Below are 24,307 nucleotides of genomic sequence, written 5' to 3'. Positions count from 1 at the left end.
AACCCTAAGCCGCCGTAACCGCAGAAACGGATATACACACCACCCTCACAGCCAACCAGGCTTTGTGGGAATGGTCGGACAAAAATCTGATTCAAAAAGAATTTTCCGACGAGTTCTGGCGGTTGCCGGGTGGGAAGAACTCTGGCTAACCTTTTCCCGTCGCTGCCAATTCAGCGTCCGGGCGTCGCGGCCCGAAAACTTGGTAATCCATTCCCTCTTTGGAGTACCGCAATGAGTGACAAATCCCTACCACCTTCAGAAACCAATAACGCTTCTCCTGACTCCAGCCTTAACCCCAAAGGGCTTGGTGAAGCCGCCAAGCGCGCCCTCGACTATTACCTCGGCCCAAAGCCCGAAACCAAAAAGAAAACCGCCTCAAACCAGTTATTCACTGTCGTGGCCGGCATCGACACCGAATGCCTCCTCACCAACCTCAGCGAAACCCTGGCCTCCGCCAACGCAACGATCAGCGACCTGGCTTTCGAGCTTGAAGGCTCGCGGCGGCATATCGCCTTGGGGGTACAGCAATTGATTGAGTTGAGTGAATTATTGGCCAATCGTGTTCTGGACGAGCGGGTACCTGTGCCGGAGGGCTAGAGAGCGGCGTTACAGAGGGTGAACGCCGAACCTGTGGCGAGGGAGCAAGCTCCCTCACCACAGAGGCAGGCGCGGGCTTCGAAACCGTGGCTCAATCCAGCCCAAGCTTCTTCAACCGATACCGCATCGACCGAAACGACAACTTCAACCGCTGCGCCGCCGCCGTGCGGTTCCAGCGGGTTTCCTCCAATGCCTGGAGGATGAGCTTGCGCTCGACGTCTTCCAGGTAATCCTCCAGGTTGTCGACCTGCATCAAATCGGGATTGCCCGCCTCAGTAGTACTATTGCCCTCCGCCAGGCGCAGGTCATCCGCTTCGATCTGCTGCTGTTCGCAAAGGGTGTAGGCACGTTCAAGCATGTTCTCCAGTTCCCGCACATTACCCGGGAAACGGTAATTCTTGAGGGCGTCCAACGCCTGGGGATGTAACCTGGTCGGTGGACTGCCGGTGTTGGCCGCCAGACGCTGGAGCATATGGTTGGCCAGCAGCTCGATGTCTTCACGGCGTTCGCGCAACGGCGGGACGCGCAGTTCGATGACGTTCAGCCGGTAATACAAATCCTGGCGAAAGCGTCCGGCGGCGACTTCGCCGTCCAGGTCCTTGTGGGTGGCGCAGAGGATGCGCACATCCACCACTTCTTCCTGCTGGCCGCCAACAGCGCGCACGGCTTTTTCCTGGATGGCTCGCAACAGCTTGACCTGCATCGCCAAGGGCAGGTCGGCCACTTCATCGAGGAACAAGGTCCCGCCATGGGCAGCCTGGAACAGCCCGGGCTTGTCCTCGATGGCGCCGCTGAAGCTGCCTTTTCGATGGCCGAAAAACTCGCTTTCCATCAGCTCCGTGGGAATCGCCCCACAGTTGACCGGTACAAAGCGCTGGTTGGCACGGGGGCCCTGTTCGTGGATCAGCCGGGCGACCAGTTCCTTGCCGCAGCCCGATTCCCCGCTGATGTACACCGGTGCCTGGCTGCGGGCGAGTTTCTCGATCTGCTTGCGCACGCTGAGCATCGGTGGCGAGTTGCCCAGCAGGCTGCGCTCGAGGGTCGTGCCCGGCGTGGCGACCGGCGGCAGGCGCAGGGCACTGGTGACCAGCTCTCGCAGCCGACCCAGGTCGACCGGTTTGGTCAGGAAGTCGAAGGCGCCGGCCTTGAGGGCGTCGATGGCGGTTTCCAGGCTGCCATAGGCGGTGATCATCGCCACGGGCAGTTGGGGGTAGCGTTGCTGGATGTGCTGCACCAGTTCCAGGCCGGTGCCATCGGGCAGGCGCATGTCGGTCAGGCACAGGTCGAAGGCTTCCCCCGCCAGCAGGGCTTGGGCCTCGGCAAGGTTCTTGGCGCTGCGGGTGTCGAGTTTCATCCGGCCCAGGGTGATATCCAGGAGTTCGCGGATGTCCGGTTCGTCATCGACGATCAGGATTCGTTGCCGTGAGCGATTATTCAAATCTGTTTCCGTCCGTGAGCAAAGGTGATGCGAAAGCAACCGCCGCCTTGGCGTGGTTTGAAGTCTAGGCGGGCCTGGTTGCTTTCGCACAGCTCACGGGACAGATAGAGCCCAAGGCCGGTGCCCTGGCTGCTGGTGGTAAAGAAGGGTTCGAACAAATGTGCCTGCTGCTCGGGTGTTACACCGGGGCCGTTGTCGATGATGTCCAGTGTCGACAGCTGGCTGTGGGGATCGATGAACAGTTTCAACCAGGCCTCGGCCTGTTCGTGGGCCATGGCGCTGTGGCGCCAGGCGTTGCGCAGCAGGTTGTCGAGTACTTGGGTCAACTGGTCGGGGTCCATCAGCGTGGTGTAGTCACCCGGGTCGATGCTCAGGTGCAAGTGCTGGTGCTCGGCCATGCTTTCGCGGACCTGCCGGACGAACTGATCGAGCCAGGTCCGCAGGTCGAGGCGTTGGGGGGTGGTTTGCTGGCGGCGAGACAGCTGCAGGACGTTTTCAATGACGCGATTCATTCGTTGGGAGTGATCTTGAATAATCTGCGTCAGACGCCGATCCGCGTTGTTCAGTTCCTCGGATTCGCGCAGTAATTGCGCTGCGTGGCTGATGGCGCCCAAGGGGTTGCGGATTTCATGGGCGATGCCAGCAGTGAGGCGCCCGAGGGAAGCGAGTTTCAGTTGCTGGGCCTGCTGGGCAACTTGGGCCAGGTCCTCAAGGAATACCAGCAACTGCTGCTGATCGTGATGCCCCAAGGCGATGAAGCTCGGTTGCAGGGTCAGGCCTGTGCCGGTCACGGTCAGGCTGGGGGGGCGCAGGCTGGGGTTGTTCAGCCACAATTGCAGGCGTTCGACCAGGGCGGTGCAATAGTCATCGATTCGCTGGCCGACCAGGTCGTGCATGCCCAGCAGGTTCAAGGCGCTTTCGTTGGCCAATTGCACGCGCCGTTCGCGGTCGAGCACCAGGATGCCGGTGCGCATGCGTTGCAGGATCAGTGCGTTGAGCGCTTCGAGGCCGATTACCTCGCTGGCCCGTTGCTCGGCCAGGGTTTCACTGGCTTCCAGTCGCCGGATCAGGCCCTGTACCAGCAGGGCGGCGGCAAAACACAGTGCCCCGAGGGTGCCGGCTTGCAGATAACTGCTGGGACGGTTTGAGTCGCTCAGGCCGAGGAAAAAAGTCGACCCGACGATACCGATCGTGGCGACAGCGGCGATCAACAGGCCGACCCGGCTTCGCAACAGCGTATTGCCGATGGCCACCGAGACGATGAGCAGGTTGCCGATGGCACTGGGCACACCGCCCGCGGCGAAGAACAGCCACGAGAGCAGCAGCACGTCAGTCAGGGCCAGGCCGAACAGCCGGGCAGGGCGGCGGGTGTTCTCAAGGAACACCACCAGCAGGATATTCAGCACCAGGTACAACCAACTGCCACTGCGCAGCAGGTCGTCATTGGCGAACTCCAGCAGGCGGTTGTCCAGTTTGCTGGAGATCAGCAGCACCAGGGTGATGCCGATGCTCAGGCGATACAGGTGATAGAGACGCAGCAGGCGCTGCGCCTGTTTTTCGCGTGGGCTTGACGCCTCAGCGCTCACGAGTGCCCGGGCCTTGCTCGAGGTGAGCCTGGCTGCAATACCATTGTTGTTCGAGGGCCAGCGCCCGGTCACGGGGCAGGTGTACGCCGCAATGGGCGCAACGGACCATGGGCGGTGCGTCCTGCTCGCGGGGAGCGTTCGGCGCGGAGGAGCCGCCCTTGAACTTGCGCCAGAACCATACCGCGGCGGCAATCAGGGCGATCCAGAACAGTAAACGAAGCATGATGGGCGGCTTTTTGGCTAGAGATCAGGCAGTTTAGCCAAGGACAGGAACGGCGCACAGCGCAATAAAACCCAGGCACAAAAAAGGGAGACCGTCGGGTCTCCCTTTTTTTGGATGCCTTGATCTCAGTCGAACAGACCAAAGGTCAGGTGGCTGAACCAGGAGCGGTCGCTGGACTCGCTCTCCGGCTCTTCTTCCTCGATCACGTCGCCATTTTCGTCCTTGGGCTTGAGTTCGCTCGGGATGGCTTCCTTGGCATCCTGGAACTGGCGCTGTACGTCCTGGTTGGCGCGTGTCTCGCCTGGCGGCAGCGGTGGACGAGACTCGATCAGGCCCAGGGTCGCCTTGCTCAGCCACGAACGGTTGTCCGCTTCGTCGACCCGTGGGGTGAATTGGCCATCGACCAGGGATGGGTGATCCGGGTAGTTCAGCTTGAGGGTTTCCAGGCTGGTGGCCGCCAGGTCGTCCAGGTGCAGGCGCTGGTAGGCTTCGGTCATCACGGCCAGGCCGTCACCCACCGAAGGGGTCTCCTGGAAGTTTTCCACTACGTAGCGGCCACGGTTGGCGGCGGCGACGTAGGCCTGACGGGTCAGGTAGTAGTCGGCCACGTGGATCTCGTAGGAAGCCAGCAGGTTGCGCAGGTAGATCATGCGCTGCTTGGCGTCCGGCGAGTAGCGGCTGTTGGGGAAGCGGCTGGTCAGTTGGGCGAACTCATTGTAGGAGTCGCGCGCCGCGCCCGGGTCACGCTTGGTCATGTCCAGCGGCAGGAAACGCGCCAGCAGGCCGACGTCCTGGTCGAAGGAGGTCAGGCCCTTGAGGTAATAGGCGTAATCGACATTCGGGTGCTGCGGGTGCAGGCGAATGAAACGCTCGGCGGCGGACTTGGCGGCTTCCGGCTCGGCGTTCTTGTAGTTGGCGTAGATCAGCTCCAACTGTGCCTGATCGGCGTAGCGACCGAACGGATACCGCGACTCCAGCGCCTTCAGCTTGGCGGTGGCGCTGGTATAGCTGTTGTTATCCAGGTCGTTCTGCGCCTGTTGGTACAGTTCGACTTCGCTCAGGTTTTCGTCTACGACTTCCTTCGACGAGCAAGCAGCAGTCAATGCGAGGATGGCGATCAGCAGCAGGTGTTTCACTTGCATGGCGGCTTGCGTCCCTATGACGGCCGCTGTCTTGGGCGGGGCCGTCCTGTTATGATGAGCGCCCCGTTGAAAGCCTCGGGGCAAAAGACGCCGTATTTAACCACAAGCGCGCAGCCGAAACCAAAGGCTGTGCCGACGCCCAGTCCGAGCATGTCCGATAAAATAGAACTTCGCGCAGAGGTGCCGTCCGAATTGGGCGGCCAACGCCTCGATCAAGTCGCCGCACAACTCTTTGCCGAGCACTCTCGCTCGCGCCTTTCCGCCTGGATCAAGGACGGCCGCCTGACTGTGGATGGGGCGGTGATCCGTCCGCGCGACATCGTCCACGGCGGTGCCATTCTCGAGCTGACTGCCGAACAGGAGGCCCAGGGAGAATGGGTCGCCCAGGACATCGCCCTGGACATCGTCTATGAAGACGATGACATCCTGGTGATCAACAAGCCTGCGGGCCTGGTGGTGCACCCGGCTGCCGGCCATGCTGATGGCACCTTGCTCAATGCCTTGCTGCACCACGTACCGGACATTATCAATGTGCCGCGTGCCGGCATCGTTCATCGCCTGGACAAGGACACCACCGGTCTGATGGTGGTGGCCAAGACCATCCAGGCGCAGACACAGCTGGTCACACAGCTGCAAAGCCGCAGCGTCAGCCGCATCTATGAATGCATCGTGATCGGGGTCGTCACCGCCGGTGGCAAGATCAACGCCCCCATCGGTCGTCACGGCCAGCAGCGCCAGCGCATGGCGGTGATGGAGGGCGGCAAGCAGGCGGTCAGCCATTATCGCGTGCTCGAGCGTTTCCGCTCCCACACCCATGTGCGGGTCAAGCTGGAAACCGGTCGGACCCACCAGATCCGTGTACACATGGCCCACATCAACTTCCCGTTGGTGGGCGACCCGGCCTACGGCGGTCGTTTCCGCATTCCGCCGGCTGCCAGCCAGACCATGGTCGAATCGCTGAAGAACTTCCCGCGCCAGGCGCTGCATGCACGTTTCCTGGAGCTGGATCATCCGACGACCGGCAAGCGCATGAGCTGGGAGTCGCCGTTGCCGGATGATTTCGTCTGGCTGCTGACGTTGCTCAAGCAGGACCGCGAGGCGTTCATCGGATGAGTGGCTGGCTGATACCCGACTGGCCCGCGCCGGCTCGGGTCAAGGCCTGTGTCACGACCCGTGCGGGCGGCGTCAGCCTGGCGCCGTTCGACAGCCTCAACCTGGGCGACCATGTGGGCGACGATCCTGTGGCCGTCGCCGAAAACCGTCGTCGCCTCACCGATCAATTCGCCATCACCCCGGCCTGGTTGCAGCAGGTCCACGGCATTGCTGTGGTCGAGGCTGATCCGGCCCAGGTGGCGGCTGCCGATGCCAGTTGGACCGACACACCCGGTATCGCCTGCACCGCGATGACCGCGGACTGCCTGCCCGTGCTGTTCTGCAACCGTGCCGGCACCCGCGTCGCGGCAGCCCATGCCGGCTGGCGCGGGCTGGCGAACGGCGTGCTGGAAGCCACCCTCGACAGCCTTGCCGTGCCCGCGGATGAAATCCTCGCCTGGCTCGGCCCGGCCATCGGTCCGCAAGCGTTTGAAGTCGGGCCGGAAGTGCGTGAAGCCTTCATCGCGCAACTGCCCCAGGCGGCACAAGCCTTTACTGCGAGCCCCAACGCCGACAAGTTCCTGGCCGATATCTACGCGTTGGCACGGCTGCGCCTGGCCGCACGCGGTGTCACGGCCGTCTACGGTGGCGGTCTCTGCACCGTGACCGACCCTCGGTTCTTTTCCTACCGCCGCAACCCGCGCACTGGTCGCTTCGCCTCGTTGATCTGGATCGAACGCTAGACTTCTCTGATCTGTATCAAGGGCGCCCGGCTTGAATCTTCCAGAATCGACCACATCTATAACGGTATCTGGCAGGTTTCTTCATTCAGGATGTTTCCAAGGTCCGGCCTGCTCATTAGGAAGGTGACCCATGCGTATTGATCGTTTAACCAGCAAATTACAGTTGGCCCTGTCCGATGCCCAGTCCCTGGCCGTCGGCCTGGACCATCCCGGTATCGAACCGGCGCACTTGATGCAGGCCATGCTCGAACAGCAGGGCGGTTCCATCAAGCCCCTGCTGATGCAGGTCGGCTTTGACGTCAACAGCCTGCGCAAAGAACTGGCCAAGGAACTCGACCAGTTACCCAAGATCCAGAACCCCACCGGTGACGTGAACATGTCCCAGGACCTGGCGCGGCTGCTCAACCAGGCCGATCGCCTGGCCCAGCAGAAGGGCGACCAGTTCATTTCCAGCGAGCTGGTGCTACTCGCCGCCATGGACGAGAACAGCAAGCTCGGCAAATTGTTGCTCGGCCAGGGCGTGAGCAAGAAAGCCCTGGAAAATGCCATCAACAACCTGCGTGGCGGCGAAGCGGTCAACGACGCCAACCACGAGGAGTCGCGCCAGGCACTGGACAAATATACGGTCGACCTGACCAAGCGTGCCGAGGAAGGCAAGCTCGACCCGGTGATCGGTCGCGACGATGAAATCCGCCGCACGATCCAGGTGCTGCAACGCCGTACCAAGAACAACCCGGTGCTGATCGGTGAGCCAGGCGTGGGTAAAACCGCCATCGCCGAGGGCCTGGCCCAGCGCATCATCAACGGCGAAGTGCCGGACGGCCTCAGGGGTAAACGCCTGTTGTCCCTGGACATGGGGGCCTTGATCGCCGGTGCCAAGTACCGTGGTGAATTCGAAGAACGGCTCAAGGCCCTGCTCAATGAGCTGTCCAAGCAGGAAGGGCAGATCATCCTGTTCATCGACGAACTGCACACCATGGTCGGTGCGGGCAAGGGCGAAGGCTCGATGGACGCCGGCAACATGCTCAAGCCCGCGCTGGCCCGTGGCGAGTTGCACTGCGTCGGCGCGACCACGCTCAACGAGTACCGCCAATATATAGAGAAGGACGCAGCCCTCGAGCGGCGCTTCCAGAAAGTGCTGGTGGAGGAGCCGAGCGAGGAAGACACCATCGCCATCCTGCGCGGCCTCAAAGAACGCTACGAAGTTCACCACAAGGTGGCGATCACCGATGGCGCGATCATCGCGGCGGCCAAGCTCAGCCACCGCTACATCACCGACCGCCAGTTGCCGGACAAGGCCATCGACCTGATCGACGAAGCCGCGAGCCGTATCCGCATGGAAATCGACTCCAAGCCCGAAGTGCTCGATCGGTTGGAGCGGCGCCTGATTCAACTCAAGGTCGAGTCCCAGGCCCTGAAGAAAGAAAGCGACGAAGCGGCGAAGAAGCGTCTGGAAAGGTTGCAGGAAGAAATCGTTCGTCACGAGCGTGAGTATTCCGACCTCGAGGAAATCTGGAACTCGGAGAAAGCCGAAGTCCAGGGCTCGGCGCAGATCCAGCAGAAGATCGAACAATCCCGCCAGGAGCTGGAAGCGGCCCGTCGTAAAGGCGACCTCAACCGCATGGCCGAGCTGCAGTACGGGGTGATCCCGGATCTGGAGCGCAGCCTGCAGATGGTCGACCAGCACGGCAAGAGCGAAAACCAGTTGCTGCGCAGCAAGGTCACCGAGGAAGAAATCGCCGAAGTGGTCTCCAAGTGGACCGGCATTCCGGTTTCGAAAATGCTCGAAGGCGAGCGTGACAAGCTGCTGAAGATGGAAAGCCTGCTGCACCAGCGTGTGATCGGCCAGGAAGAGGCGGTGGTGGCGGTGTCCAACGCCGTGCGTCGTTCCCGTGCCGGGCTATCGGACCCGAACCGGCCGAGCGGCTCGTTCATGTTCCTCGGCCCGACCGGTGTCGGTAAAACCGAGCTGTGCAAGGCGCTGGCCGAGTTCCTCTTCGACACTGAAGAGGCCATGGTGCGCATCGACATGTCCGAGTTCATGGAGAAACATTCCGTGGCACGGCTGATCGGTGCGCCACCGGGTTATGTCGGTTATGAAGAGGGCGGTTACCTGACCGAGGCAGTGCGTCGCAAGCCGTACTCGGTGATCCTGCTCGATGAGGTCGAGAAGGCGCACCCGGATGTGTTCAATATCCTGCTGCAGGTGCTGGAGGATGGTCGCCTGACCGACAGCCACGGGCGCACGGTGGACTTCCGCAACACGGTGATCGTGATGACCTCCAACCTGGGCTCGACGCAGATCCAGGAACTGGTGGGCGACCGCGAGGCGCAGCGTGCGGCGGTGATGGACGCGATCTCTACGCACTTCCGGCCGGAGTTCATCAACCGGGTCGACGAAGTGGTGATCTTCGAGCCATTGGCTCGTGATCAGATTGCCGGCATTACCGAGATCCAGTTGGGTCGCCTGCGCAGTCGCCTCACCGAACGTGAGCTGAAACTGCAGTTGAGCGACGAGGCGTTGGACAAGCTGATTGCGGTGGGTTACGACCCGGTCTATGGCGCACGGCCGCTGAAGCGGGCGATCCAGCGCTGGATCGAAAACCCGCTGGCGCAGTTGATCCTGTCCGGTCGGTTCATGCCTGGTGAGACTGTGACCGGTACAGTGGAGAACGACGAAATCGTCTTCAACTGAAAGGCTGGCACTGCCTGCAATTGAGATGGCCTCGCTTTGCGAGGCCATTTTTTTCATCAGGCCGTTGAACTCAAAGGAAAAGGCTTGTAAAGTGCGCCCCGCAGTCAGTCACCCCAAGGGTTACTTCTCGCTGAGAAGGAATCCAAAATAAGTTGCAAATCATTGTCTTGAAAGCAATTTAAGGGGTTGACAGAGGTTTTGAAGATTGTAGAATAGCGCGCCTCAGACACACGAACGCAGCGATGCGTAAGGGTAGAAGAGGTTGAAGCTAGCTTCAACGTTGTAACTTGAAATATCAGTTCCGTGATAGCTCAGTCGGTAGAGCAAATGACTGTTAATCATTGGGTCCCAGGTTCGAGTCCTGGTCACGGAGCCATTTCAATCGGGGTATAGCGCAGTCCGGTAGCGCGCCTGCTTTGGGAGCAGGATGTCAGGAGTTCGAATCCCCTTACCCCGACCATTTTTGGGTCGTTAGCTCAGTTGGTAGAGCAGTTGGCTTTTAACCAATTGGTCGTAGGTTCGAATCCCACACGACCCACCATTTTTGAAACCAGCTCGCTGGAATCGAATCTTAAGATCAGAGGCCAAAAGCGCTGATCGAGAAGGCGACTTGCGAAGGTCGCCTTTTTTTTACCGGGGTATAGCGCAGTCCGGTAGCGCGCCTGCTTTGGGAGCAGGATGTCAGGAGTTCGAATCCCCTTACCCCGACCATATTAAAAATCCTCGTATCGAAAGATACGGGGATTTTTTTTGCCTGCGATAAAGTGAATTGGACTTAAGACATCGTACAACCTGCCGATAACCCGCCGACAGGGGCCTGGCCCCACTTCAGGCCAACAATAAAAAAGGCATTCCCTATGGTTCTTCGTCAGTTGAATATCGCCCCTCGTGCCGCGTTGGGTTTTGCCTTGATCGCCGTGCTGGTGGCGTTGCTCGGGGTGTTCGCACTGGGACAGATGTCGAGTATTCGTGACAGTGAAGTCGCGGTGGAAACCCAGTGGCTGCCGAGCATTCGCGGCGGTGACGAGATCCGCGAGTGGATGCTGCGGATCCGCACCATTTCCCTGCGCATGGCCCTGGATCAGGACCCGAAGAACATTGCGGTGTATCGCGGGCAGATGGATACGCGCGACAAGGAGCTGAGCGAAAAAATCACTGCCTACGAAAAGCTCGTTGTGACGCCTGAAGGCAAAGCCCTCTACGACCAGTTCAAGCAGACCTTCGCCGCTTACCGTGCAGGTATTGCGCAATCTTTCACCCTGGCAGAACAAGGGCGTCGGGATGAGCTGATCAAGCTGCTGCTGGTGGACATGAAGACCGTGGTGGACGGTTCCGGCAAGCAGCTCAACGACCTGGCGGAGCTGTTCTCCAAGCAGGTCTCCATCGAGAGCCAGAAGTCCCAGGAGCACTACGCCAATTCCCGCATGATCGTCAGCCTGTTCGTTGTGCTTGCCGCCCTGGCCACGGTAGCCCTGGCCATGTTGCTTACGCGCAGTATCGTCAAGCCCTTGGGTGAGGCGCTCAACGCTGCGGAGAACGTCGCCCGGGGTGACCTGACCCGGCCAATCGAGACCCATGGCAACGACGAAGTGAGTCGCTTGCTCAAGGCGTTGGCGGCCATGCAGCAGAATCTGCGTGAGACGTTGCAGGGCATCAGCGGTTCGGCCGCGCAACTGGCCACCGCCGCCGATGAGCTGAACGCTGTCACGCTCGACAGCACCCACAGCCTGCAACAACAGAACAACGAAATTGAACAGGCGGCCACGGCCGTCACCGAAATGACCACTGCCGTGGAGGAGGTTGCGCGCAATGCGGTTTCCACCTCCGATGCCACGCGTCAGTCCAGTGAATCGGCGTCCCTTGGGCAGCAGCGGGTCAGCGACACGGTCGATGCCATCGGCGCCCTCGCCAGCGATGTGCAGGTGACCGGTGGCCTGGTGCAATCCCTGGCCAACCAATCGCAGGATATTGGCAAGGTGCTGGACGTGATCCGCGCCATCGCCGAGCAGACCAACCTGCTGGCCCTCAACGCGGCCATCGAAGCGGCCCGGGCGGGTGAGAGCGGGCGTGGGTTTGCGGTGGTGGCCGATGAGGTGCGGGCGCTGGCTTATCGCACGCAGCAATCGACCCAGGAAATCGAGCAAATGGTCCAGGGCATGCGCAGCGGTGCCACCCAGGCACTCGACTCCATGCAGGCCAGCTCCAGTCGCGCCGCCAGTACCCTGGCCATGGCGGAACGGGCGGGGGACGCGTTGCAGACCATCACGGCGTCGGTCAATGAAATCCACGAACGCAACCTGGTGATCGCCAGCGCCGCCGAAGAACAGGCGCAAGTGGCCCGCGAGGTGGATCGCAACCTGGTGAACATTCGTGATTTGTCGGTGCGCTCGGCTTCCGGCGCGGGCCAGACCAGCGCGTCCAGCCATGAGTTGTCGCAGCTGGCGAATTCGCTGCGCATGATGGTGCAGCGGTTTCAGGTTTGATCGAGGATTCAGTACTGGCTGTACCGACCTCATCGCGAGCAAGCTCGCTCCCACAGGATGACCGCGATCAACTGTGGGAGCGAGCTTGCTCGCGATGACGGTGGATCATTCAATGTCAGTGCTGCTGACTCAGTGCAGCTTCAGCCGAGGCTCGGTCCCACGCCCGATCTTGCTACCCAGCATCAACATGGCCGTGCGGAACATGCCGTACAGCGCCATCTGGTGCATGCGGTACAGCGACACATAGAACATCCGCGCCAGCCAGCCTTCGAGCATCACGCTGCCGGTCAGGTTGCCCATCAGGTTGCCCACTGCCGAGAACCGCGACAGCGAGATCAGCGAGCCGTAGTCGGTGTATTTGTATTCCGGCAGGGCCTTGCCCTCGATCCGCAGCTTCAAGGATTTGGCCAGCAGCGAGGCCTGCTGGTGTGCGGCCTGGGCGCGAGGTGGGACGTTGCGCTCGCTGCCGGGTTGCGGGCAGGCGGCGCAATCGCCGAAGGCGAAGATGTTCTCGTCGCGGGTGGTCTGCAAAGTGGGCAGCACGTGCAACTGGTTGATCCGGTTGGTCTCCAGCCCGTCGATGTCCTTGAGGAAGTCCGGGGCGCGAATCCCGGCGGCCCAGACTTTCAGGCTCGCGTCGATCACTTTGCCGTCCGCGGTAATCAGGCTGTCGGCGGTCACCTGGCTGACGGCGGCGTTGGTCATGACGTTGACCCCGAGTTTTTCCAGGGTCTTGTGCACCGGCCCGCCGATACGCTCCGGCAGGGCCGGCAAGACGCGTGGGCCCGCCTCGATCAGGGTGATGTGCATGTTCTCCGGTTTGATCCGGTCCAGGCCGTAGGCGTGCAGTTCGTGGGCGGCATTATGCAGCTCGGCGGCCAGTTCGACCCCGGTCGCACCGGCGCCGACAATGGCGACGCTGATGCGCTCGACGATATCGGTCTGCCCGGCGTGGGCGCGCAGATAGTGGTGCAGCAATTGCTGATGGAAGCGCTCGGCCTGTTTGCGGGTGTCGAGGAACAGGCAGTGCTGCGCCGCGCCTTCGGTGCCGAAGTCATTGGTGGTGCTGCCGACGGCAATCACCAGGGTGTCGTAGCCCAGTTCCCGGGCCGGCAACAGCTCGACGCCGGTCTCGTCATAGGTGGCGGCCAGTTGGATTCTCTTGCGCTCGCGATCCAGGCCGCTCATGCGCCCCAGCTGGAACTCGAAGTGGTTCCATTTTGCCTGGGCGACATAGTTGAGTTCGTCTTCGGAGGAGTTCAAGGAGCCGGCGGCCACTTCGTGCAGCAGCGGTTTCCAGATGTGGGTCAGGTTCGCGTCGACCAGCATCACACTGGCCGTGCCACGCTTGCCCAGAGTCTTACCCAGACGGGTAGCCAACTCCAGACCGCCGGCGCCGCCGCCAACGATGACAATACGATGAGTCATGGGGATATCTCGCAAGGCTAAAGGAAATCGGTGCCGTTACCTGCGCGAGTGCCATGCAACTCATAGCGTCAGGTAACTGATCAGTCGGCTCAACAGGCCCAGGCCGATGGTCACGGCCAGTACCACCACCAGGAGCATCCACGGCCGGAAAGGCCGGCGCTCGACTCGGTGCTGGGACAGTTGCAGGTACTCTTCGACATGCTTCTGGTCTTCTGGGTTCAGGCGGCTGGTCATAAAGGCCTCGTCAGGTAGACGTTGCGGAATGTGAAGACGTTACAGCGTCCGGCTAGCCGGCATTGAAAGCAGCGTAGCCGCTCGCCGGAACGGGTTCGACGCTCAGGCTGTCGTCCAGGCGAATGATTCCACTTTTTAACACCCGGGCGGTGATTCCGCCATGGCCGCGTACCGCCTGGAACGTACCTTCGCCGAGGTTTCGCTCCAGTCGGGCACAAGGCTGGCACCAACCGGTGGTTTCAAAAATGGCTTGGCCAATGCGAAAGCGCCGGCCCTTGAGGCTGAACAGATTGATGCCGCTGACCACAATATTGCGTCGCAGCTCCTGTGGCAGCACGGGCCGGTCTTCGGGACGGCCCATCAGCGCGCCGATCACGGCCAGGTGCTCCCATTGGATCAGCGTCACTTGCCGCGCATTGCGCACGCCGGGGCGGGCATGATCGCCGGTCAGCCCAGCCTCCAGGCGGGCTTCCACGGCGTCCAGTTCGATCATGGGCGCATGGCCCTGGGGTCGTACGCCAATCCAGCGTACGCGGCCTTGCTGGGGCACAGCGGCAATCAGTTCCTGCAGTGGGCTCACAGGCTGATCCCGACATCGAACACGATGCTGCGACCCAGGTTGCTGCGCAGGAAGTCCGGCGCGTCGGGGTGGGCGAACAGCACCCGGGCAAACGTCGGCCCCACCAGTGACAGCGAGCGCCAGCCCTGGCGCAGGTATTCGGTCGGTGGTGGGAAGTGACTGTTGAGGTCCAGCACTTCGCGCTTGAGACTGGCGAAGGCGATGATGTCCAGGTCGCCCAGGTCCATGCCGCGCTCGGTGTAGTTGTGAGCTTTCTTGCGCAGGGTCGGGGCCAGCCGCATCAGGAACTCATTGGCCGGGATCCGCCGCGGCTTGGCCTCACGACGCACCAGCTGGCTCAGGGAGAAAGCGCTGCGGCGGCGTTGCAGTTCATCGCGCCATTCGTCATTGAGGCGGCGGCCCTCGTCGAGCACGAAAAACACCTCGAAATTGGCATCGCGAAACAACACGTCCGGCGGCTCGCCGGCCGGTGCGAACTCGTCGGCGCGATAAGGCACGTTCAGCCCTTGCAGCAGACGCTGGCAGACCCAACGCTCACGCTCCCATTTGCGGGCATTTGAGAGAAAGGCGTTGGCTTGCTCGGCCGCGATGGTCAGCAGGCGTAAGTAATCTGAGTCATCCATGAGCCCAAGCTTAGCGTTCAAATGTGATCAAAAAAAATAAAGCTTGCTGTGAAGGGGCAAATTTCCGCTCAGGCCAGGTAATGCTGTTCACTTAGAGCCTAAAGCAAGGGGGCGAGCCTCTATGCATCTGCACCACCGCTATCGCGAGCAAGCTTTGCTCCCACAGATCTAACGGATGTACGATCGGGAGAGCCGCGCTGGGCCATGGATGGCCCTTCGCGGCGGCCCACGGATCAATGCCTTCGTTCAGGTATGCCGAGCCTAGGCGAGGCACCGAGTGGTGGGGCAGAAGCGTTTTGCTTACTTTTGACTGGGCCGGCTCCCGGGCTTCTCAAAAGTGAGCCGCCGTCAGGGCGGAACCCTAAGCGGCCGTTACCGCAGAAACGGATATACACACCACGCTGAAACAGCCCTCAGAATGGAAGACCAAATCTCCGATAAACGCTCAAGTGAACAGCATCACCCCCATGCAGGGCCCAATAGATCATCCTGTTCAGCCTGACACGCCAACCAAGCGCAAAACAAATCCAGCTTCTTGCTCTGCTGCGCGCTGCGCTTGGCGATATAGACGTAGCGGCTCGGGCGAAACCCGAACGGCGCCACCAGGCGACCCAGGCGAATGTCGTCAGCCACCAAGTGCCACGGGGCGACGCAAATCCCCAGGCCGGCAATCGCCGCCTCCAACGTAAAGTAATAGTGCTCGTATTCCAGCCCGGCCGGCGCGGTGGCCTGGTGTCCAATCGCATCCCCCCAGTTCGCCCAGGCATCCGGACGGGTTTTGGTATGCAGGAGGGGATGGCTGAAAATCGAGCCCACGTCGGCTAATTGAATACGTGCGGATAAGGTGGGCGACAACACGACGCCCAATCGTTCAGGAAACAGCCGGACGGTGTTTTTCTGCTCGCCCACGATGCCCTGTTCAGCCGTGATCATCACGTCATAGCGATCCCGGCCCGGATCGCTCCCGTGAACCGGTGAGCTCAGGCGAATCTTGATCCCTGGATAAGTCGTATTGAAGTCGAAAAGACGCGGTATCAGCCACTTGACCGTAAATGTGCTGAAGCAGGACACGTCCAAGGTGCCTGTCGCCGTGTCTCGGACCCTGCTCACCGCGGCCTCGATCTGATCCAGTGCGGCCGTCAGTTCCGGCAGCAGTTCTCTACCGGCAACGGTGAGCTGAGGTTTGTTTTTTGGGCCTTCGAACAGGTCCACACCAAGACTCAGCTCCAGCTGGCGTACCTGGCGACTCACTGCGCCAGGCGTGACAGACAGCTCCTCGGCGGCCGCGATCATTTTGCCCAGTCGGGCAGCGGCCTCGAAGGTATGCAGCGCATTCAATGGGGGGAGGCGACGTTTCATAAAGTGACTTTAACTCAATTACATCGAGCGTATAAATCGATATCAGGTATCGAGCGTATTTTGCAGAATCCCCCGGCTCCCGCAGTGTCTGCCGACTGTTCCGAGTCGCCAGGATTGAGGGGCATTCCCTATCAAATTGAGAGCACCTCACATGCCATTCGTTCGTACCGCCGTCATCAAGGGCACCAGCCAGCAGCAACGTCAGCGCATCGTCGATGGCATACATCAAGCACTGGTCGAGAGCATTGGTATGCCAGAGGATGAATTGTTCAACCTGGTCACGGACTATGACCCTGAACAGTTTTTCTACAGCCGCACGTTTAACGGTGTGGCTCGTTCAGACCATTTGATCGTGATTGAGATTACGATGCGCAGAGGGCGCAGTGATGCGATGAAGCGCGAGCTCTACAAAAAAATCGCGGACAATCTCGGGGTTCAAGCCCAGGTTCGTCCGCAAGACGTTTTCATCTTCATGCACGAGAATGACTATTCGGATTGGTCGGTAGGCTTTGGTAAGTTTGCTATGGCCTTGGTACAACAGCCAGGAAGTGTCGCTACTTAAGTAGCGCACGGACGGCGTTCTAGTTCTCGCAGGAGTAGCCCATGATCGGTGCCGAACTGCTTTCACCGCAGACCCTGGCGGCCGGTTGGCTGGTGTATGTGCCGGTGTTGGCCTGGGCCGTGGTGCGGGCGCCGTGGGTCGAACTGTTCACCGACAGCCGTCGCCAGCACCTGCTGTTCGGTACGGTGCTGGCGTTGTTCATGCTGTGGCTGGTGCGCCGGGATTTCGATACGGGCGTTTCGTATCACTTCATTGGCATGACTGCCGTGACGCTGCTGCTGGACTGGCCGTTGGCGATCCTCGGTGGCCTGTGCGCGCAGCTCGCGCTGGTGCTACTGGGCCGTCAGGACATGGCCGCGGTAGGGGTCAACGGTGCGCTGCTGATCCTGTTGCCGGTGCTGGTCACCGAGTGTTGCGCGATCCTGGTGGAGCGCGCCCAGCCGCGCAATCTGTTCGTGTATATCTTCTGTTCGGGGTTTCTCGCGGCCGCGCTTTCGGCGTTGGCGTGCCTGCTGCTGGGGCTTGGTCTGCTGTGGTACGACGGTATATTCGCCATGCCTTACTGGCTGGAAGATTTTGTCGGCTACCTCTGGTTGATCATCTTCCCCGAGGCCTTCATCAACGGCATGGTGATCAGTGCGTTGGTGGTGTTCAGTCCCGAATGGCTGGAGACCTTCAACCGCACGCGCTACCTGTCGGCTCCGTGGAACGATGATGACAAGCCTTGATTCACGTCAAGGCTGCACCACCACACGCCCTTCATGCTTTGGAAAACTTCCAGGAGCACAACCATGAGTGTTTATGAGTGGGCGAGACAAGAGATCAGGCGTAGCCACGATGCCGCAATGGAAATTGGTTTTGACCCAGGCTTGAGCCTGCGCGCCTTGCTCAGTGCGATCGTGCAACAGAGCAAGACAGTGCGCAGCCCTGAAGACCTGGCCGATGAGTTGAGTTTCCTGGCGGAAAACCTCGACGATGAACAGGACTACGGTTTCATGCGGCCTTAATGATGTGAGCGAGGCTCGAAGTCTTCGCTGAACAGCTCGTCCTCGGCGTCGGGGCTGACCGGGATCTTGTGTTCTTCCGACGCCCAGGCGCCGAGGTCGATCAGTTTGCAGCGGTCAGAGCAGAACGGCCGGAACTTGCTCTCCGGGCTCCATTCCACAGGGGCGCCACAGGTTGGGCAATCAACGGTTGGGGTTTGGCTCATGATTGGCCTCCACGCAAAGTAAGGTAAAAGTGATGCAGGCGCTCGACCTCGCTGTGCAGCCAGGCGAGGTCGCGATCGTTGACCACCACGTCGTCGGCATGGCTCAGGCGATCCTGGCGGCTGGACTGGGCCTTGAGAATCGCCTGGACCTGCTGTTCGCTGGTCTGGTCGCGCTGCAACGTACGTTCGATCTGCAATTGTTCCGGCGCATCGATCACCAGGATCCGCTGGGTCATGGTGTACTGCCCTGACTCGATCAGCAGCGGCGATACCAGGATCGCATAGGGCGATTGTGCCTGGGCCAGATGATGGGCAATTTCCTCGGCGATCAGCGGATGCAGCAGCGCCTCGAGCCAGCGGCGTTCATCGGCATTCTCGAAGATCAACTTGCGCAGCGCCGCTCGGTCCAGGGCGCCGTCGGCCTGCAATACGCCGGGGCCGAAGTGCTCGGCGATTTTCGCCAGCGCCGGACGCCCGGGCTCGACCACCCAGCGCGCCGCATGATCGGCGTCGATGACGTGCACGCCCAGGTCGATGAAATGCTGGGCCGCCGCGCTCTTGCCGCTGCCGATGCCACCGGTCAGGCCGAGAATCCAGGGTTTTTTCACTGAGGTATTCATTAAAAACCGACAGACTGCCAATAGAAGTCGGTTATTTGACCACCCCAGAGCAAGGCAATCCAGCCGGCAATGGCCAGATAAGGTCCAAAGGGGATCTGCGCCGACCCCGGGGCATCACGCAAGCGCAGCACAATCGCCCCAATAACGGCGCCCACCAACGACGACAGCAGCAGCGTCAGCGGCAGGATCTGCCAGCCACCCCAGGCGCCGAGCATCGCCAGCAGCTTGAAATCCCCATAGCCCATGCCTTCCTTGCCGGTGATCAGCTTGAACACCCAGAACACCGACCACAGCGCCAGGTAGCCGGCCACCGCGCCCCACATCGCCTGGTTCAAGGACACGAAGAGCCCGAAGCTGTTGATGATCAAGCCCAGCCACAACAGCGGCAGCACCAGGGTATCGGGCAGCAATTGATGCTCGGCGTCGATCAGGCTCATGGCCAGCAGGCCCCAGGTCAACACCATCACCATCGCGGCGTGCCAGCCAAAACCGAAATGCCAGGCGACGAACGCCGATAACGCGCCGCAGGCCAATTCGGTCAGGGGGTAACGCCTGCCGATGGGCGCGGCGCAGCTCGAACAGCGGCCGCGCAGTATCAGGTAGCTGAGCATCGGAATGTTTTCCCAGGGGCGGATGCGATGGCCGCAGTGCGGGCACTGGGAGTGGGGCAGCATCAGGTTGTAGACCGGGCCCGGGGTTTCGGCCGGCAGGCCCAGCAGGTCGTGGGCCTGCAGGCGCCATTCGCGGTTGAGCATCTTCGGCAGGCGCCACACCAGCACGTTGAGGAAGCTGCCGATGATCAGGCCGAGCAATGCTGCAACGAGCACGAAAGCCAGGGGATACAGCACGAAGAATTCGCTCAGGGGCATGTCAGATCGCAGAGCCGAGTTGAAAGATGGGCAGGTACATGGCAACTACCAGGCCACCGACGACCACCCCCAGGACCACCATGGTGAAGGGTTCCATCAGGCTGGTGAGGTTGTCCACCAGATTGTCCACCTCGGCCTCATAAAAGCTCGCCACCTTGTCGAGCATGTCGTCCAGCGCACCGGATTCCTCGCCGATGGCGGTCATCTGGACCGCCAGGTTCGGAAAAATCCCTGAGGCACGCATGGAGAAATTCAACTGCATGCCGGTCGAGACCTCCTGCTTGATGCGCTGCACGGCACGTTTGAATACCACGTTGCCGGTGGCGCCAGACACCGAATCCAGGGCCTCCACCAGCGGCACGCCGGCGGCGAAGGTAGTGGACAGCGTGCGGGCGTAGCGGGCCACGGCGGATTTGTACAGCAAGGTGCCGATCAGCGGCAGCTTGAGCAGCCATTTGTCGCGCCAGTCGCGAAAGCGCTCCGAACGCCTGAGCGCATACTTCACGCCAAAAAAAGCCCCCACCGCCCCGCCAAGCATCACCCACCACCATTGCTGCATGATTTCCGACAGGCCTATGACCATCACTGTGAAGGCTGGCAGCTTCGCGCCAAACCCGGAGAATACCGATTCGAATTGCGGCACGACCTTGACCAGCAGGATCCCCGTGACCACTGCGGCGACGAGGACCACTGCCGCTGGATAGGTCATGGCTTTCTTGATCTTGGCCTTGAGCGCTTCGCTCTTTTCCTTGTAGGTCGCGACCCGGTCCAGCAGCGTGTCCAGGGCACCGGCCTGCTCGCCGGCGTCTACCAGGTTGCAGTACAGCTCGTCGAAATATTGCGGGCACTTGCGCAGCGCCGCGGCGAAGCTGTTGCCAGCGGCGACTTCCTGCTTCACCTCGTCCACCAGCTTGCGCATGTTGGGGTTGTCGAAGCCTTCGCCAATGATGTCGAACGCCTGCAACAGCGGCACACCAGCCTTGAGCATGGTGGCCATCTGGCGGGTGAAGAGGGCGATATCCAGCGGCTTGATGCGCTTGCCCTTGCTGAATATCGAGGTGGATTTCTTGCGCACCTTCTGCGGGTTGATGCCTTGTTTGCGCAGCTGTGCCTTGACCAGCGCCGGGCTTTGACCCGTCAGCTCGCCACTCATTTTCGTGCCTTTGCGGTCCTTGCCTTCCCAAGTGTAAACATCGGTTTTGACTGCCTTGACCGCCATGTTCAATCCTTGGTGACCCGGTTGATTTCTTCGAGGCTGGTGACGCCCTGCATCACTTTGAGCAGCCCCGAGGTGCGCAGGTCATTGAAACCGTCCTTGCGCATTTGCAGATCGATTTCCAGCGAGTTGCCCTCGGCCATGATCAGCCGTTGCAGCTCGGGCGTGTTCTTGACCACTTCGTAAACCCCCACGCGCCCTTTGTAACCGTTGTTGCACTGTTCGCAACCGACCGGCTCATAGATCGTGAATGTGCCGATGCGTTCCCGAGGGAAACCTTCCTTGAGCAAGGTTTCCTCGGGAATCTCGATGGCCTTCTTGCAGTGACTGCACAGCTTGCGCGCCAGCCGCTGGGCAATGATCAGGTGCACGGCGGTGGCGATGTTGAACCCCGGAATGCCCATGTTCTGCAGGCGGATCAGGGTTTCGGCGGCGCTGTTGGTGTGCAGGGTGGAGAGCACCAGGTGCCCGGTCTGGGCGGCCTTGATGGCGATCTCGGCGGTTTCCAGGTCGCGGATCTCGCCGACCATGATCACGTCCGGGTCCTGACGCAGGAACGAGCGCAGGGCCTGGGCGAAATCCAACCCCTGGCGTGGGTTCACGTTGACCTGGTTGATGCCTTCCATGTTGATCTCCACCGGGTCTTCGGCGGTGGAAATGTTGATGTCCACGGTGTTGAGGATATTCAGCCCAGTGTAGAGCGACACGGTCTTGCCCGAGCCGGTTGGGCCGGTCACCAGGATCAGACCCTGCGGTTGCTTGAGGGCGGCCATGTACAGGTCTTTCTGGTCCGGCTCGTAGCCCAGGGCATCGATGCCCATTTGCGCGCTGGATGGGTCGAGGATCCGGATCACCACTTTTTCGCCCCAGAGCGTGGGCAGGGTGTTGACCCGGAAATCGATGGACTTGGTTTTCGACAGGCGCATTTTCAGGCGCCCATCCTGGGGTTTGCGCCGCTCGGAAATATCCAGGCTGGCCATGACTTTCAGGCGTGCGGCGATACGGTTGGCCAACTGGATCGGCGGCCTGGCCACTTCCCGCAGTATGCCGTCGGTGCGCACCCGCACCCGGTAGATTTTTTCGTAGGGCTCGAAGTGCAGGTCGGAAGAGCCGCCCTTGATCGCGTCCAGCAGCATCTTGTTGACGAAACGCACCACGGGCGCATCGTCGGTGTCCTGGCCGGCAATGGAATCCTGCCTGGTGTCGTCGATCGATTCGATGTCCAGGCCGTCGAGGTCGACATCCCCCATGCCTTCCAGGCCGGTGCTGCTGGACTCGAAAAACTTTTCGATGGCGTCGCTGAGCTTGTCGTCCTCCACCAGGATGGCTTCGGTGGTCAGGCCGGTGCTGAACTGGATGTCATTGATAGCCTGGTGATTAGTCGGGTCGGAAATACCCACGTACAGCTTGTTACCGCGCCGCCACAGCGGCAGGGCGTGATGCTGGCGTACCAGCTTTTCGCTGACCAGACCGGTGGGTTGGGTTTCTTTGTCCAGGCTGTTGAGGTCCAGCAGGGCGACGCCGAAATGCTCCGAGGCGATCTCCGCGACCTGTCGACTCTGGACCAGTTTGTTCTGCACCAGATAGCTGACCAGGGGGATGCGATTGCGTTGAGCCTGTTGATACGCCTGTTGCGCACTTTGCTCGGTGAGCAGTTCGGCCAGCACCAATTGCTTGGTCAGGCCGCTGAGGGCGATGTCATTCATGGGAATCCCGGCGGCGAACAGTTCATGACTTATAGCCTAGTCAAGCCTCGACGCCAAACCAGCGGGGCAGGGTGACAAAAAACGTCAGATAGTGCGGTTGTTGAGGTAGGACGTTGCCGTTGTGCTGGTTCAAATCCCTTGAGTGATGGGGTTTCAGGGTTGGCATGTGCCCTGCAATGGCCGTTTCAGGTCATGAGATTTCGACTCATGCATGGGAGATGTCTATGAATAAGCAGAGTGGCTTTACCTTGATCGAGCTGCTGATCGTCGTGGCGATCATCGGCATTCTGGCGACGTTTGCGTTGCCGCAATATTCCAAATACCAGGCGCGGGCCAAGGCTACGGCGGGGCTGGCGGAGGTCTCTGCGTTGAAAGTGCCGTTTGAGGACATCATGAATCAAGGTACCGATCCAACGTTGGCCAACATCGGTGGGACATCGCCCACCAGCAATTGCACGTTGGAGGCTGCAGGAACAGCATCGAATGGAGGGGGCACTATCAAGTGTACCCTTTTGAATGCGCCTGCTCCGGTACTCGGCAAAGTGATCACCCTTACGCGCTCTACTCAAGGCGTTTGGACCTGCGGCGCCACCGCCGCTCAGGAATTCCTGCCGGCTGGATGCACAGGTACAGCAGCGACGACTCCATGATTTGAGTGCACGTATCGAGGCAGTGAACTGCCTCGATACAGAAACCCTTCGCAATTCATGAGCTTAGAAATTGGCCAAAAACCCGCAAGTTGCATGTCCAGAATCACCGCTTCATGCATTTTGCATGATCACGAAAATTGCCGTTTCGCTTAACTTGCTGATTTATAAGAAATTAATTAATTTTTAAAAGCTGGCACAGCGTTCGCACTACTCCTGATAACCCTGCCGGGATGCACCTCCGGCAGTTTTTGAGAAAAACAGGAGTTACTCGTATGAAGAAGTTCGCTATCACTGCCGCCGCTGCTACCGCTCTGACCCTGACCATGGCTAGCGCATTCGCCGAGACCACTCAAGCAACTCAGGCGCCAATGATGCTGGCTGCGGGCGAAGTGACAGAGGCCAAGGAAGCCACCTCTGATACCTGGATCACCACCAAGGTCAAAGCCGACCTGGTCACCGAAAAAGGCATTCCAGGTACCGACATCAAAGTCGAAACCAACAAAGGCGTTGTGTCGCTGTCTTCCACTGTTGCCGTGACCGAAGCCCAGAAAACCACCGCTGTGGCGATCGCCAAGAAAATCAAAGGCGTCAAGGCCGTATCGGCTGACGGCCTGAAAGCCGAGTAAGGCCAAGACTTCTCGCCTGGACTGGGAGAAGGCGCGGCAAGCGGGCCAGGATATACGTTTGCCGTCGCTTTGGAGTTCATGCGAAAGGCCACACGGACGTGGCCATTACAGGCCCCCGGCATTCGTGCCGGGGGCCTGTTCTATTCTGGGGAATCAATCTGCGGGTCAGCGTTTACACACGAGTCAGAACCGAGTTGCCGCCATCGCGAGCAAGCTCGCTCCCACCGGGGGCGGCGGTGAACACGGATTTTGAGATCACCCTAAACAATGTGGGAGCGAGCTTGCTCGCGATGGCGGCGGCACATTCAACACATCTGTGCGGACAAGCTCACCGCCCCCGCTTGCTGGTGATCTGCACCAGCCGATTCCCCTCGAAGCGCAGGTACTGATACATGCCGCTGTTGGGGCCGTAGGTCCATTCTTCCACCGGGTATTCCTCCCGGCGATTGACACTGCGCTTGTAGCCCAGGTCATCCCGCGCCGCTGGCTCCCCGCACTTTTGCAGCACTTCGCTGGAGCGGTCACCGACGCTGATCAACTGGCTGCCGCAACGCAGCGTGTCGGCAGCCGCGGCCTGGCCGGCGGCCAGTACTAGACCCAGGCAGAGCCCAAACCAGGGTTTCAT

General features: G+C 60.6%; 25 protein-coding genes, 4 tRNA genes and 1 pseudogene. 15 read left to right on the top strand and 15 right to left on the bottom strand.

What is annotated here, in order from left to right; all coding sequences use genetic code 11:
- Window positions 1-231: 231 nt before the first annotated feature.
- Window positions 232-597, top strand: a complete 366-nt coding sequence (locus KGA89_RS06110) for a DUF6124 family protein (RefSeq protein WP_223470910.1) — start codon at window positions 232-234, stop codon at window positions 595-597.
- Between the two features lie 91 nt (window positions 598-688).
- Here KGA89_RS06110 and KGA89_RS06105 read toward each other — a convergent pair whose 3' ends face one another.
- The 4 genes from KGA89_RS06105 to KGA89_RS06090 all read right to left on the bottom strand — a co-directional run bounded on the left by KGA89_RS06105 (window position 689) and on the right by KGA89_RS06090 (window position 4,986).
- Window positions 689-2,035, bottom strand: coding sequence for a sigma-54-dependent transcriptional regulator (locus KGA89_RS06105; RefSeq protein ID WP_223470909.1), 1,347 nt, complete (start codon window positions 2,033-2,035; stop codon window positions 689-691).
- On the bottom strand, window positions 2,032-3,621 hold the full coding sequence (locus KGA89_RS06100) for a two-component system sensor histidine kinase NtrB (RefSeq protein ID WP_223470908.1): 1,590 nt from the start codon (window positions 3,619-3,621) through the stop codon (window positions 2,032-2,034). Before KGA89_RS06100 ends, KGA89_RS06105 begins: the two co-directional genes overlap by 4 nt.
- Entirely contained in the window at window positions 3,611-3,844 is a 234-nt protein-coding gene (locus tag KGA89_RS06095; RefSeq protein WP_013694237.1) for a PP0621 family protein, read from the bottom strand. Before KGA89_RS06095 ends, KGA89_RS06100 begins: the two co-directional genes overlap by 11 nt.
- Before the next feature lie 125 nt (window positions 3,845-3,969).
- Window positions 3,970-4,986, bottom strand: coding sequence for an outer membrane protein assembly factor BamD (locus KGA89_RS06090; protein ID WP_223470907.1), 1,017 nt, complete (start codon window positions 4,984-4,986; stop codon window positions 3,970-3,972).
- 150 nt (window positions 4,987-5,136) lie between these two features.
- On the opposite strand from KGA89_RS06090, the gene rluD reads away from it, so the two are divergent.
- From rluD to KGA89_RS30675, 9 genes and pseudogenes are all read left to right on the top strand, one after another.
- Window positions 5,137-6,099 carry a 23S rRNA pseudouridine(1911/1915/1917) synthase RluD gene (gene rluD, locus KGA89_RS06085; RefSeq protein ID WP_003205696.1) on the top strand — a complete coding sequence of 321 codons (963 nt, stop codon included), beginning with the start codon at window positions 5,137-5,139 and terminating at the stop codon, window positions 6,097-6,099.
- The gene (pgeF, locus tag KGA89_RS06080) at window positions 6,096-6,821 is read left to right on the top strand and encodes a peptidoglycan editing factor PgeF (RefSeq protein ID WP_223470906.1); all 726 of its coding nucleotides are present in this window, start codon (window positions 6,096-6,098) and stop codon (window positions 6,819-6,821) included. Before rluD ends, pgeF begins: the two co-directional genes overlap by 4 nt.
- Before the next feature lie 130 nt (window positions 6,822-6,951).
- Window positions 6,952-9,516 carry an ATP-dependent chaperone ClpB gene (gene clpB / locus KGA89_RS06075; RefSeq protein WP_003205692.1) on the top strand — a complete coding sequence of 855 codons (2,565 nt, stop codon included), beginning with the start codon at window positions 6,952-6,954 and terminating at the stop codon, window positions 9,514-9,516.
- A gap of 300 nt (window positions 9,517-9,816) precedes the next feature.
- Window positions 9,817-9,892: transfer RNA gene (locus tag KGA89_RS06070), tRNA-Asn, on the top strand.
- 7 nt (window positions 9,893-9,899) lie between these two features.
- Window positions 9,900-9,976 (top strand) — tRNA-Pro (locus KGA89_RS06065).
- Window positions 9,977-9,981: 5 nt separating this feature from the next.
- Window positions 9,982-10,057: transfer RNA gene (locus KGA89_RS06060), tRNA-Lys, on the top strand.
- Between the two features lie 93 nt (window positions 10,058-10,150).
- A tRNA-Pro gene (locus KGA89_RS06055) sits at window positions 10,151-10,227 on the top strand.
- A gap of 146 nt (window positions 10,228-10,373) precedes the next feature.
- Window positions 10,374-11,144: pseudogene (locus tag KGA89_RS30680) on the top strand (MCP four helix bundle domain-containing protein); the annotation flags it as partial.
- Window positions 11,136-11,999 (top strand): methyl-accepting chemotaxis protein, encoded by an 864-nt coding sequence (locus KGA89_RS30675; RefSeq protein ID WP_371916764.1) that lies wholly within the window; start codon window positions 11,136-11,138, stop codon window positions 11,997-11,999. The pseudogene KGA89_RS30680 and the gene KGA89_RS30675, both read left to right, overlap by 9 nt.
- Before the next feature lie 129 nt (window positions 12,000-12,128).
- Here KGA89_RS30675 and KGA89_RS06045 read toward each other — a convergent pair whose 3' ends face one another.
- The 5 genes from KGA89_RS06045 to KGA89_RS06025 form a co-directional block, all read right to left on the bottom strand.
- Complete coding sequence (locus tag KGA89_RS06045) at window positions 12,129-13,427, bottom strand: NAD(P)/FAD-dependent oxidoreductase (RefSeq protein WP_003205688.1); 1,299 nt, start codon at window positions 13,425-13,427, stop codon at window positions 12,129-12,131.
- Between the two features lie 60 nt (window positions 13,428-13,487).
- On the bottom strand, window positions 13,488-13,661 hold the full coding sequence (locus KGA89_RS06040) for a DUF3094 domain-containing protein (RefSeq protein WP_003205686.1): 174 nt from the start codon (window positions 13,659-13,661) through the stop codon (window positions 13,488-13,490).
- Between the two features lie 52 nt (window positions 13,662-13,713).
- Complete coding sequence (locus tag KGA89_RS06035) at window positions 13,714-14,241, bottom strand: MOSC domain-containing protein (RefSeq protein ID WP_003205684.1); 528 nt, start codon at window positions 14,239-14,241, stop codon at window positions 13,714-13,716.
- Window positions 14,238-14,864 carry a DUF1780 domain-containing protein gene (locus KGA89_RS06030; protein WP_003205682.1) on the bottom strand — a complete coding sequence of 209 codons (627 nt, stop codon included), beginning with the start codon at window positions 14,862-14,864 and terminating at the stop codon, window positions 14,238-14,240. Before KGA89_RS06030 ends, KGA89_RS06035 begins: the two co-directional genes overlap by 4 nt.
- Before the next feature lie 459 nt (window positions 14,865-15,323).
- Entirely contained in the window at window positions 15,324-16,223 is a 900-nt protein-coding gene (locus KGA89_RS06025) for a LysR substrate-binding domain-containing protein (protein ID WP_223470905.1), read from the bottom strand.
- 151 nt (window positions 16,224-16,374) lie between these two features.
- On the opposite strand from KGA89_RS06025, the gene KGA89_RS06020 reads away from it, so the two are divergent.
- The 3 genes from KGA89_RS06020 to KGA89_RS06010 all read left to right on the top strand — a co-directional run bounded on the left by KGA89_RS06020 (window position 16,375) and on the right by KGA89_RS06010 (window position 17,792).
- Window positions 16,375-16,785 carry a tautomerase family protein gene (locus KGA89_RS06020; protein WP_003205679.1) on the top strand — a complete coding sequence of 137 codons (411 nt, stop codon included), beginning with the start codon at window positions 16,375-16,377 and terminating at the stop codon, window positions 16,783-16,785.
- A 41-nt stretch (window positions 16,786-16,826) separates the two neighbouring features.
- Entirely contained in the window at window positions 16,827-17,513 is a 687-nt protein-coding gene (locus KGA89_RS06015; RefSeq protein ID WP_003205678.1) for an energy-coupling factor ABC transporter permease, read from the top strand.
- Between the two features lie 63 nt (window positions 17,514-17,576).
- Window positions 17,577-17,792, top strand: coding sequence for a hypothetical protein (locus tag KGA89_RS06010; RefSeq protein ID WP_013694234.1), 216 nt, complete (start codon window positions 17,577-17,579; stop codon window positions 17,790-17,792).
- On the opposite strand, the gene yacG is transcribed toward KGA89_RS06010, so the two are convergent.
- From yacG to pilB, 5 genes are read right to left on the bottom strand one after another with little or no spacing between them, the layout of a single operon-like run.
- Window positions 17,789-17,995 (bottom strand): DNA gyrase inhibitor YacG, encoded by a 207-nt coding sequence (gene yacG / locus KGA89_RS06005; RefSeq protein ID WP_003205675.1) that lies wholly within the window; start codon window positions 17,993-17,995, stop codon window positions 17,789-17,791. The genes KGA89_RS06010 and yacG overlap by 4 nt on opposite strands.
- Window positions 17,992-18,615, bottom strand: a complete 624-nt coding sequence (coaE, locus tag KGA89_RS06000; RefSeq protein WP_223470904.1) for a dephospho-CoA kinase — start codon at window positions 18,613-18,615, stop codon at window positions 17,992-17,994. The genes yacG and coaE overlap by 4 nt, the downstream gene beginning before the upstream one ends.
- A complete protein-coding gene (locus KGA89_RS05995) occupies window positions 18,615-19,484 on the bottom strand; it encodes a prepilin peptidase (protein WP_223470903.1) in 870 nt (289 codons plus the stop codon). Before KGA89_RS05995 ends, coaE begins: the two co-directional genes overlap by 1 nt.
- A 1-nt stretch (window position 19,485) precedes the next feature.
- The gene (locus KGA89_RS05990; RefSeq protein ID WP_223470902.1) at window positions 19,486-20,703 is read right to left on the bottom strand and encodes a type II secretion system F family protein; all 1,218 of its coding nucleotides are present in this window, start codon (window positions 20,701-20,703) and stop codon (window positions 19,486-19,488) included.
- Window positions 20,704-20,705: 2 nt separating this feature from the next.
- Complete coding sequence (pilB, locus tag KGA89_RS05985; protein ID WP_003205669.1) at window positions 20,706-22,406, bottom strand: type IV-A pilus assembly ATPase PilB; 1,701 nt, start codon at window positions 22,404-22,406, stop codon at window positions 20,706-20,708.
- Between the two features lie 224 nt (window positions 22,407-22,630).
- Between pilB and KGA89_RS05980 the strand changes: the two genes are divergently transcribed.
- Together KGA89_RS05980 and KGA89_RS05975 are read left to right on the top strand one after the other, a co-directional pair.
- Window positions 22,631-23,056 carry a pilin gene (locus KGA89_RS05980; protein WP_038857823.1) on the top strand — a complete coding sequence of 142 codons (426 nt, stop codon included), beginning with the start codon at window positions 22,631-22,633 and terminating at the stop codon, window positions 23,054-23,056.
- A gap of 272 nt (window positions 23,057-23,328) precedes the next feature.
- The gene (locus tag KGA89_RS05975) at window positions 23,329-23,682 is read left to right on the top strand and encodes a BON domain-containing protein (RefSeq protein WP_038857822.1); all 354 of its coding nucleotides are present in this window, start codon (window positions 23,329-23,331) and stop codon (window positions 23,680-23,682) included.
- A gap of 328 nt (window positions 23,683-24,010) precedes the next feature.
- Here the strand turns inward: KGA89_RS05975 and KGA89_RS05970 are convergent, their stop codons facing one another.
- Window positions 24,011-24,307: a DUF2845 domain-containing protein gene (locus tag KGA89_RS05970; RefSeq protein ID WP_013694228.1), complete on the bottom strand. Its 297-nt coding sequence runs from the start codon at window positions 24,305-24,307 to the stop codon at window positions 24,011-24,013.

This window comes from Pseudomonas sp. A-RE-22, assembly GCF_019956035.1.
GTDB lineage: Bacteria > Pseudomonadota > Gammaproteobacteria > Pseudomonadales > Pseudomonadaceae > Aquipseudomonas > Aquipseudomonas brassicacearum.
The sequence above is the reverse complement of the archived record's forward strand: the minus strand, read 5'-3'. Positions and strand labels throughout refer to the sequence as shown.

Bases quoted from the DNA above. Each gene is read 5' to 3' on its own strand.
- KGA89_RS30675 (WP_371916764.1), top strand. From the start codon at position 11,136: ATGCAGCAGAATCTGCGTGAGACGTTGCAGGGCATCAGCGGTTCGGCC.
- KGA89_RS05995 (WP_223470903.1), bottom strand. From the start codon at position 19,484: ATGCCCCTGAGCGAATTCTTCGTGCTGTATCCCCTGGCTTTCGTGCTC.
- KGA89_RS06095 (WP_013694237.1), bottom strand. From the start codon at position 3,844: ATGCTTCGTTTACTGTTCTGGATCGCCCTGATTGCCGCCGCGGTATGG.
- KGA89_RS05970 (WP_013694228.1), bottom strand. From the start codon at position 24,307: ATGAAACCCTGGTTTGGGCTCTGCCTGGGTCTAGTACTGGCCGCCGGC.
- KGA89_RS06020 (WP_003205679.1), top strand. From the start codon at position 16,375: ATGCCATTCGTTCGTACCGCCGTCATCAAGGGCACCAGCCAGCAGCAA.
- KGA89_RS06015 (WP_003205678.1), top strand. From the start codon at position 16,827: ATGATCGGTGCCGAACTGCTTTCACCGCAGACCCTGGCGGCCGGTTGG.
- pgeF (WP_223470906.1), top strand. From the start codon at position 6,096: ATGAGTGGCTGGCTGATACCCGACTGGCCCGCGCCGGCTCGGGTCAAG.
- KGA89_RS06110 (WP_223470910.1), top strand. From the start codon at position 232: ATGAGTGACAAATCCCTACCACCTTCAGAAACCAATAACGCTTCTCCT.
- rluD (WP_003205696.1), top strand. From the start codon at position 5,137: ATGTCCGATAAAATAGAACTTCGCGCAGAGGTGCCGTCCGAATTGGGC.
- coaE (WP_223470904.1), bottom strand. From the start codon at position 18,615: ATGAATACCTCAGTGAAAAAACCCTGGATTCTCGGCCTGACCGGTGGC.
- KGA89_RS05980 (WP_038857823.1), top strand. From the start codon at position 22,631: ATGAATAAGCAGAGTGGCTTTACCTTGATCGAGCTGCTGATCGTCGTG.
- KGA89_RS05975 (WP_038857822.1), top strand. From the start codon at position 23,329: ATGAAGAAGTTCGCTATCACTGCCGCCGCTGCTACCGCTCTGACCCTG.
- pilB (WP_003205669.1), bottom strand. From the start codon at position 22,406: ATGAATGACATCGCCCTCAGCGGCCTGACCAAGCAATTGGTGCTGGCC.
- clpB (WP_003205692.1), top strand. From the start codon at position 6,952: ATGCGTATTGATCGTTTAACCAGCAAATTACAGTTGGCCCTGTCCGAT.
- KGA89_RS06025 (WP_223470905.1), bottom strand. From the start codon at position 16,223: ATGAAACGTCGCCTCCCCCCATTGAATGCGCTGCATACCTTCGAGGCC.
- KGA89_RS06090 (WP_223470907.1), bottom strand. From the start codon at position 4,986: ATGCAAGTGAAACACCTGCTGCTGATCGCCATCCTCGCATTGACTGCT.
- KGA89_RS05990 (WP_223470902.1), bottom strand. From the start codon at position 20,703: ATGGCGGTCAAGGCAGTCAAAACCGATGTTTACACTTGGGAAGGCAAG.
- KGA89_RS06030 (WP_003205682.1), bottom strand. From the start codon at position 14,864: ATGGATGACTCAGATTACTTACGCCTGCTGACCATCGCGGCCGAGCAA.
- KGA89_RS06045 (WP_003205688.1), bottom strand. From the start codon at position 13,427: ATGACTCATCGTATTGTCATCGTTGGCGGCGGCGCCGGCGGTCTGGAG.
- KGA89_RS06040 (WP_003205686.1), bottom strand. From the start codon at position 13,661: ATGACCAGCCGCCTGAACCCAGAAGACCAGAAGCATGTCGAAGAGTAC.
- yacG (WP_003205675.1), bottom strand. From the start codon at position 17,995: ATGAGCCAAACCCCAACCGTTGATTGCCCAACCTGTGGCGCCCCTGTG.
- KGA89_RS06010 (WP_013694234.1), top strand. From the start codon at position 17,577: ATGAGTGTTTATGAGTGGGCGAGACAAGAGATCAGGCGTAGCCACGAT.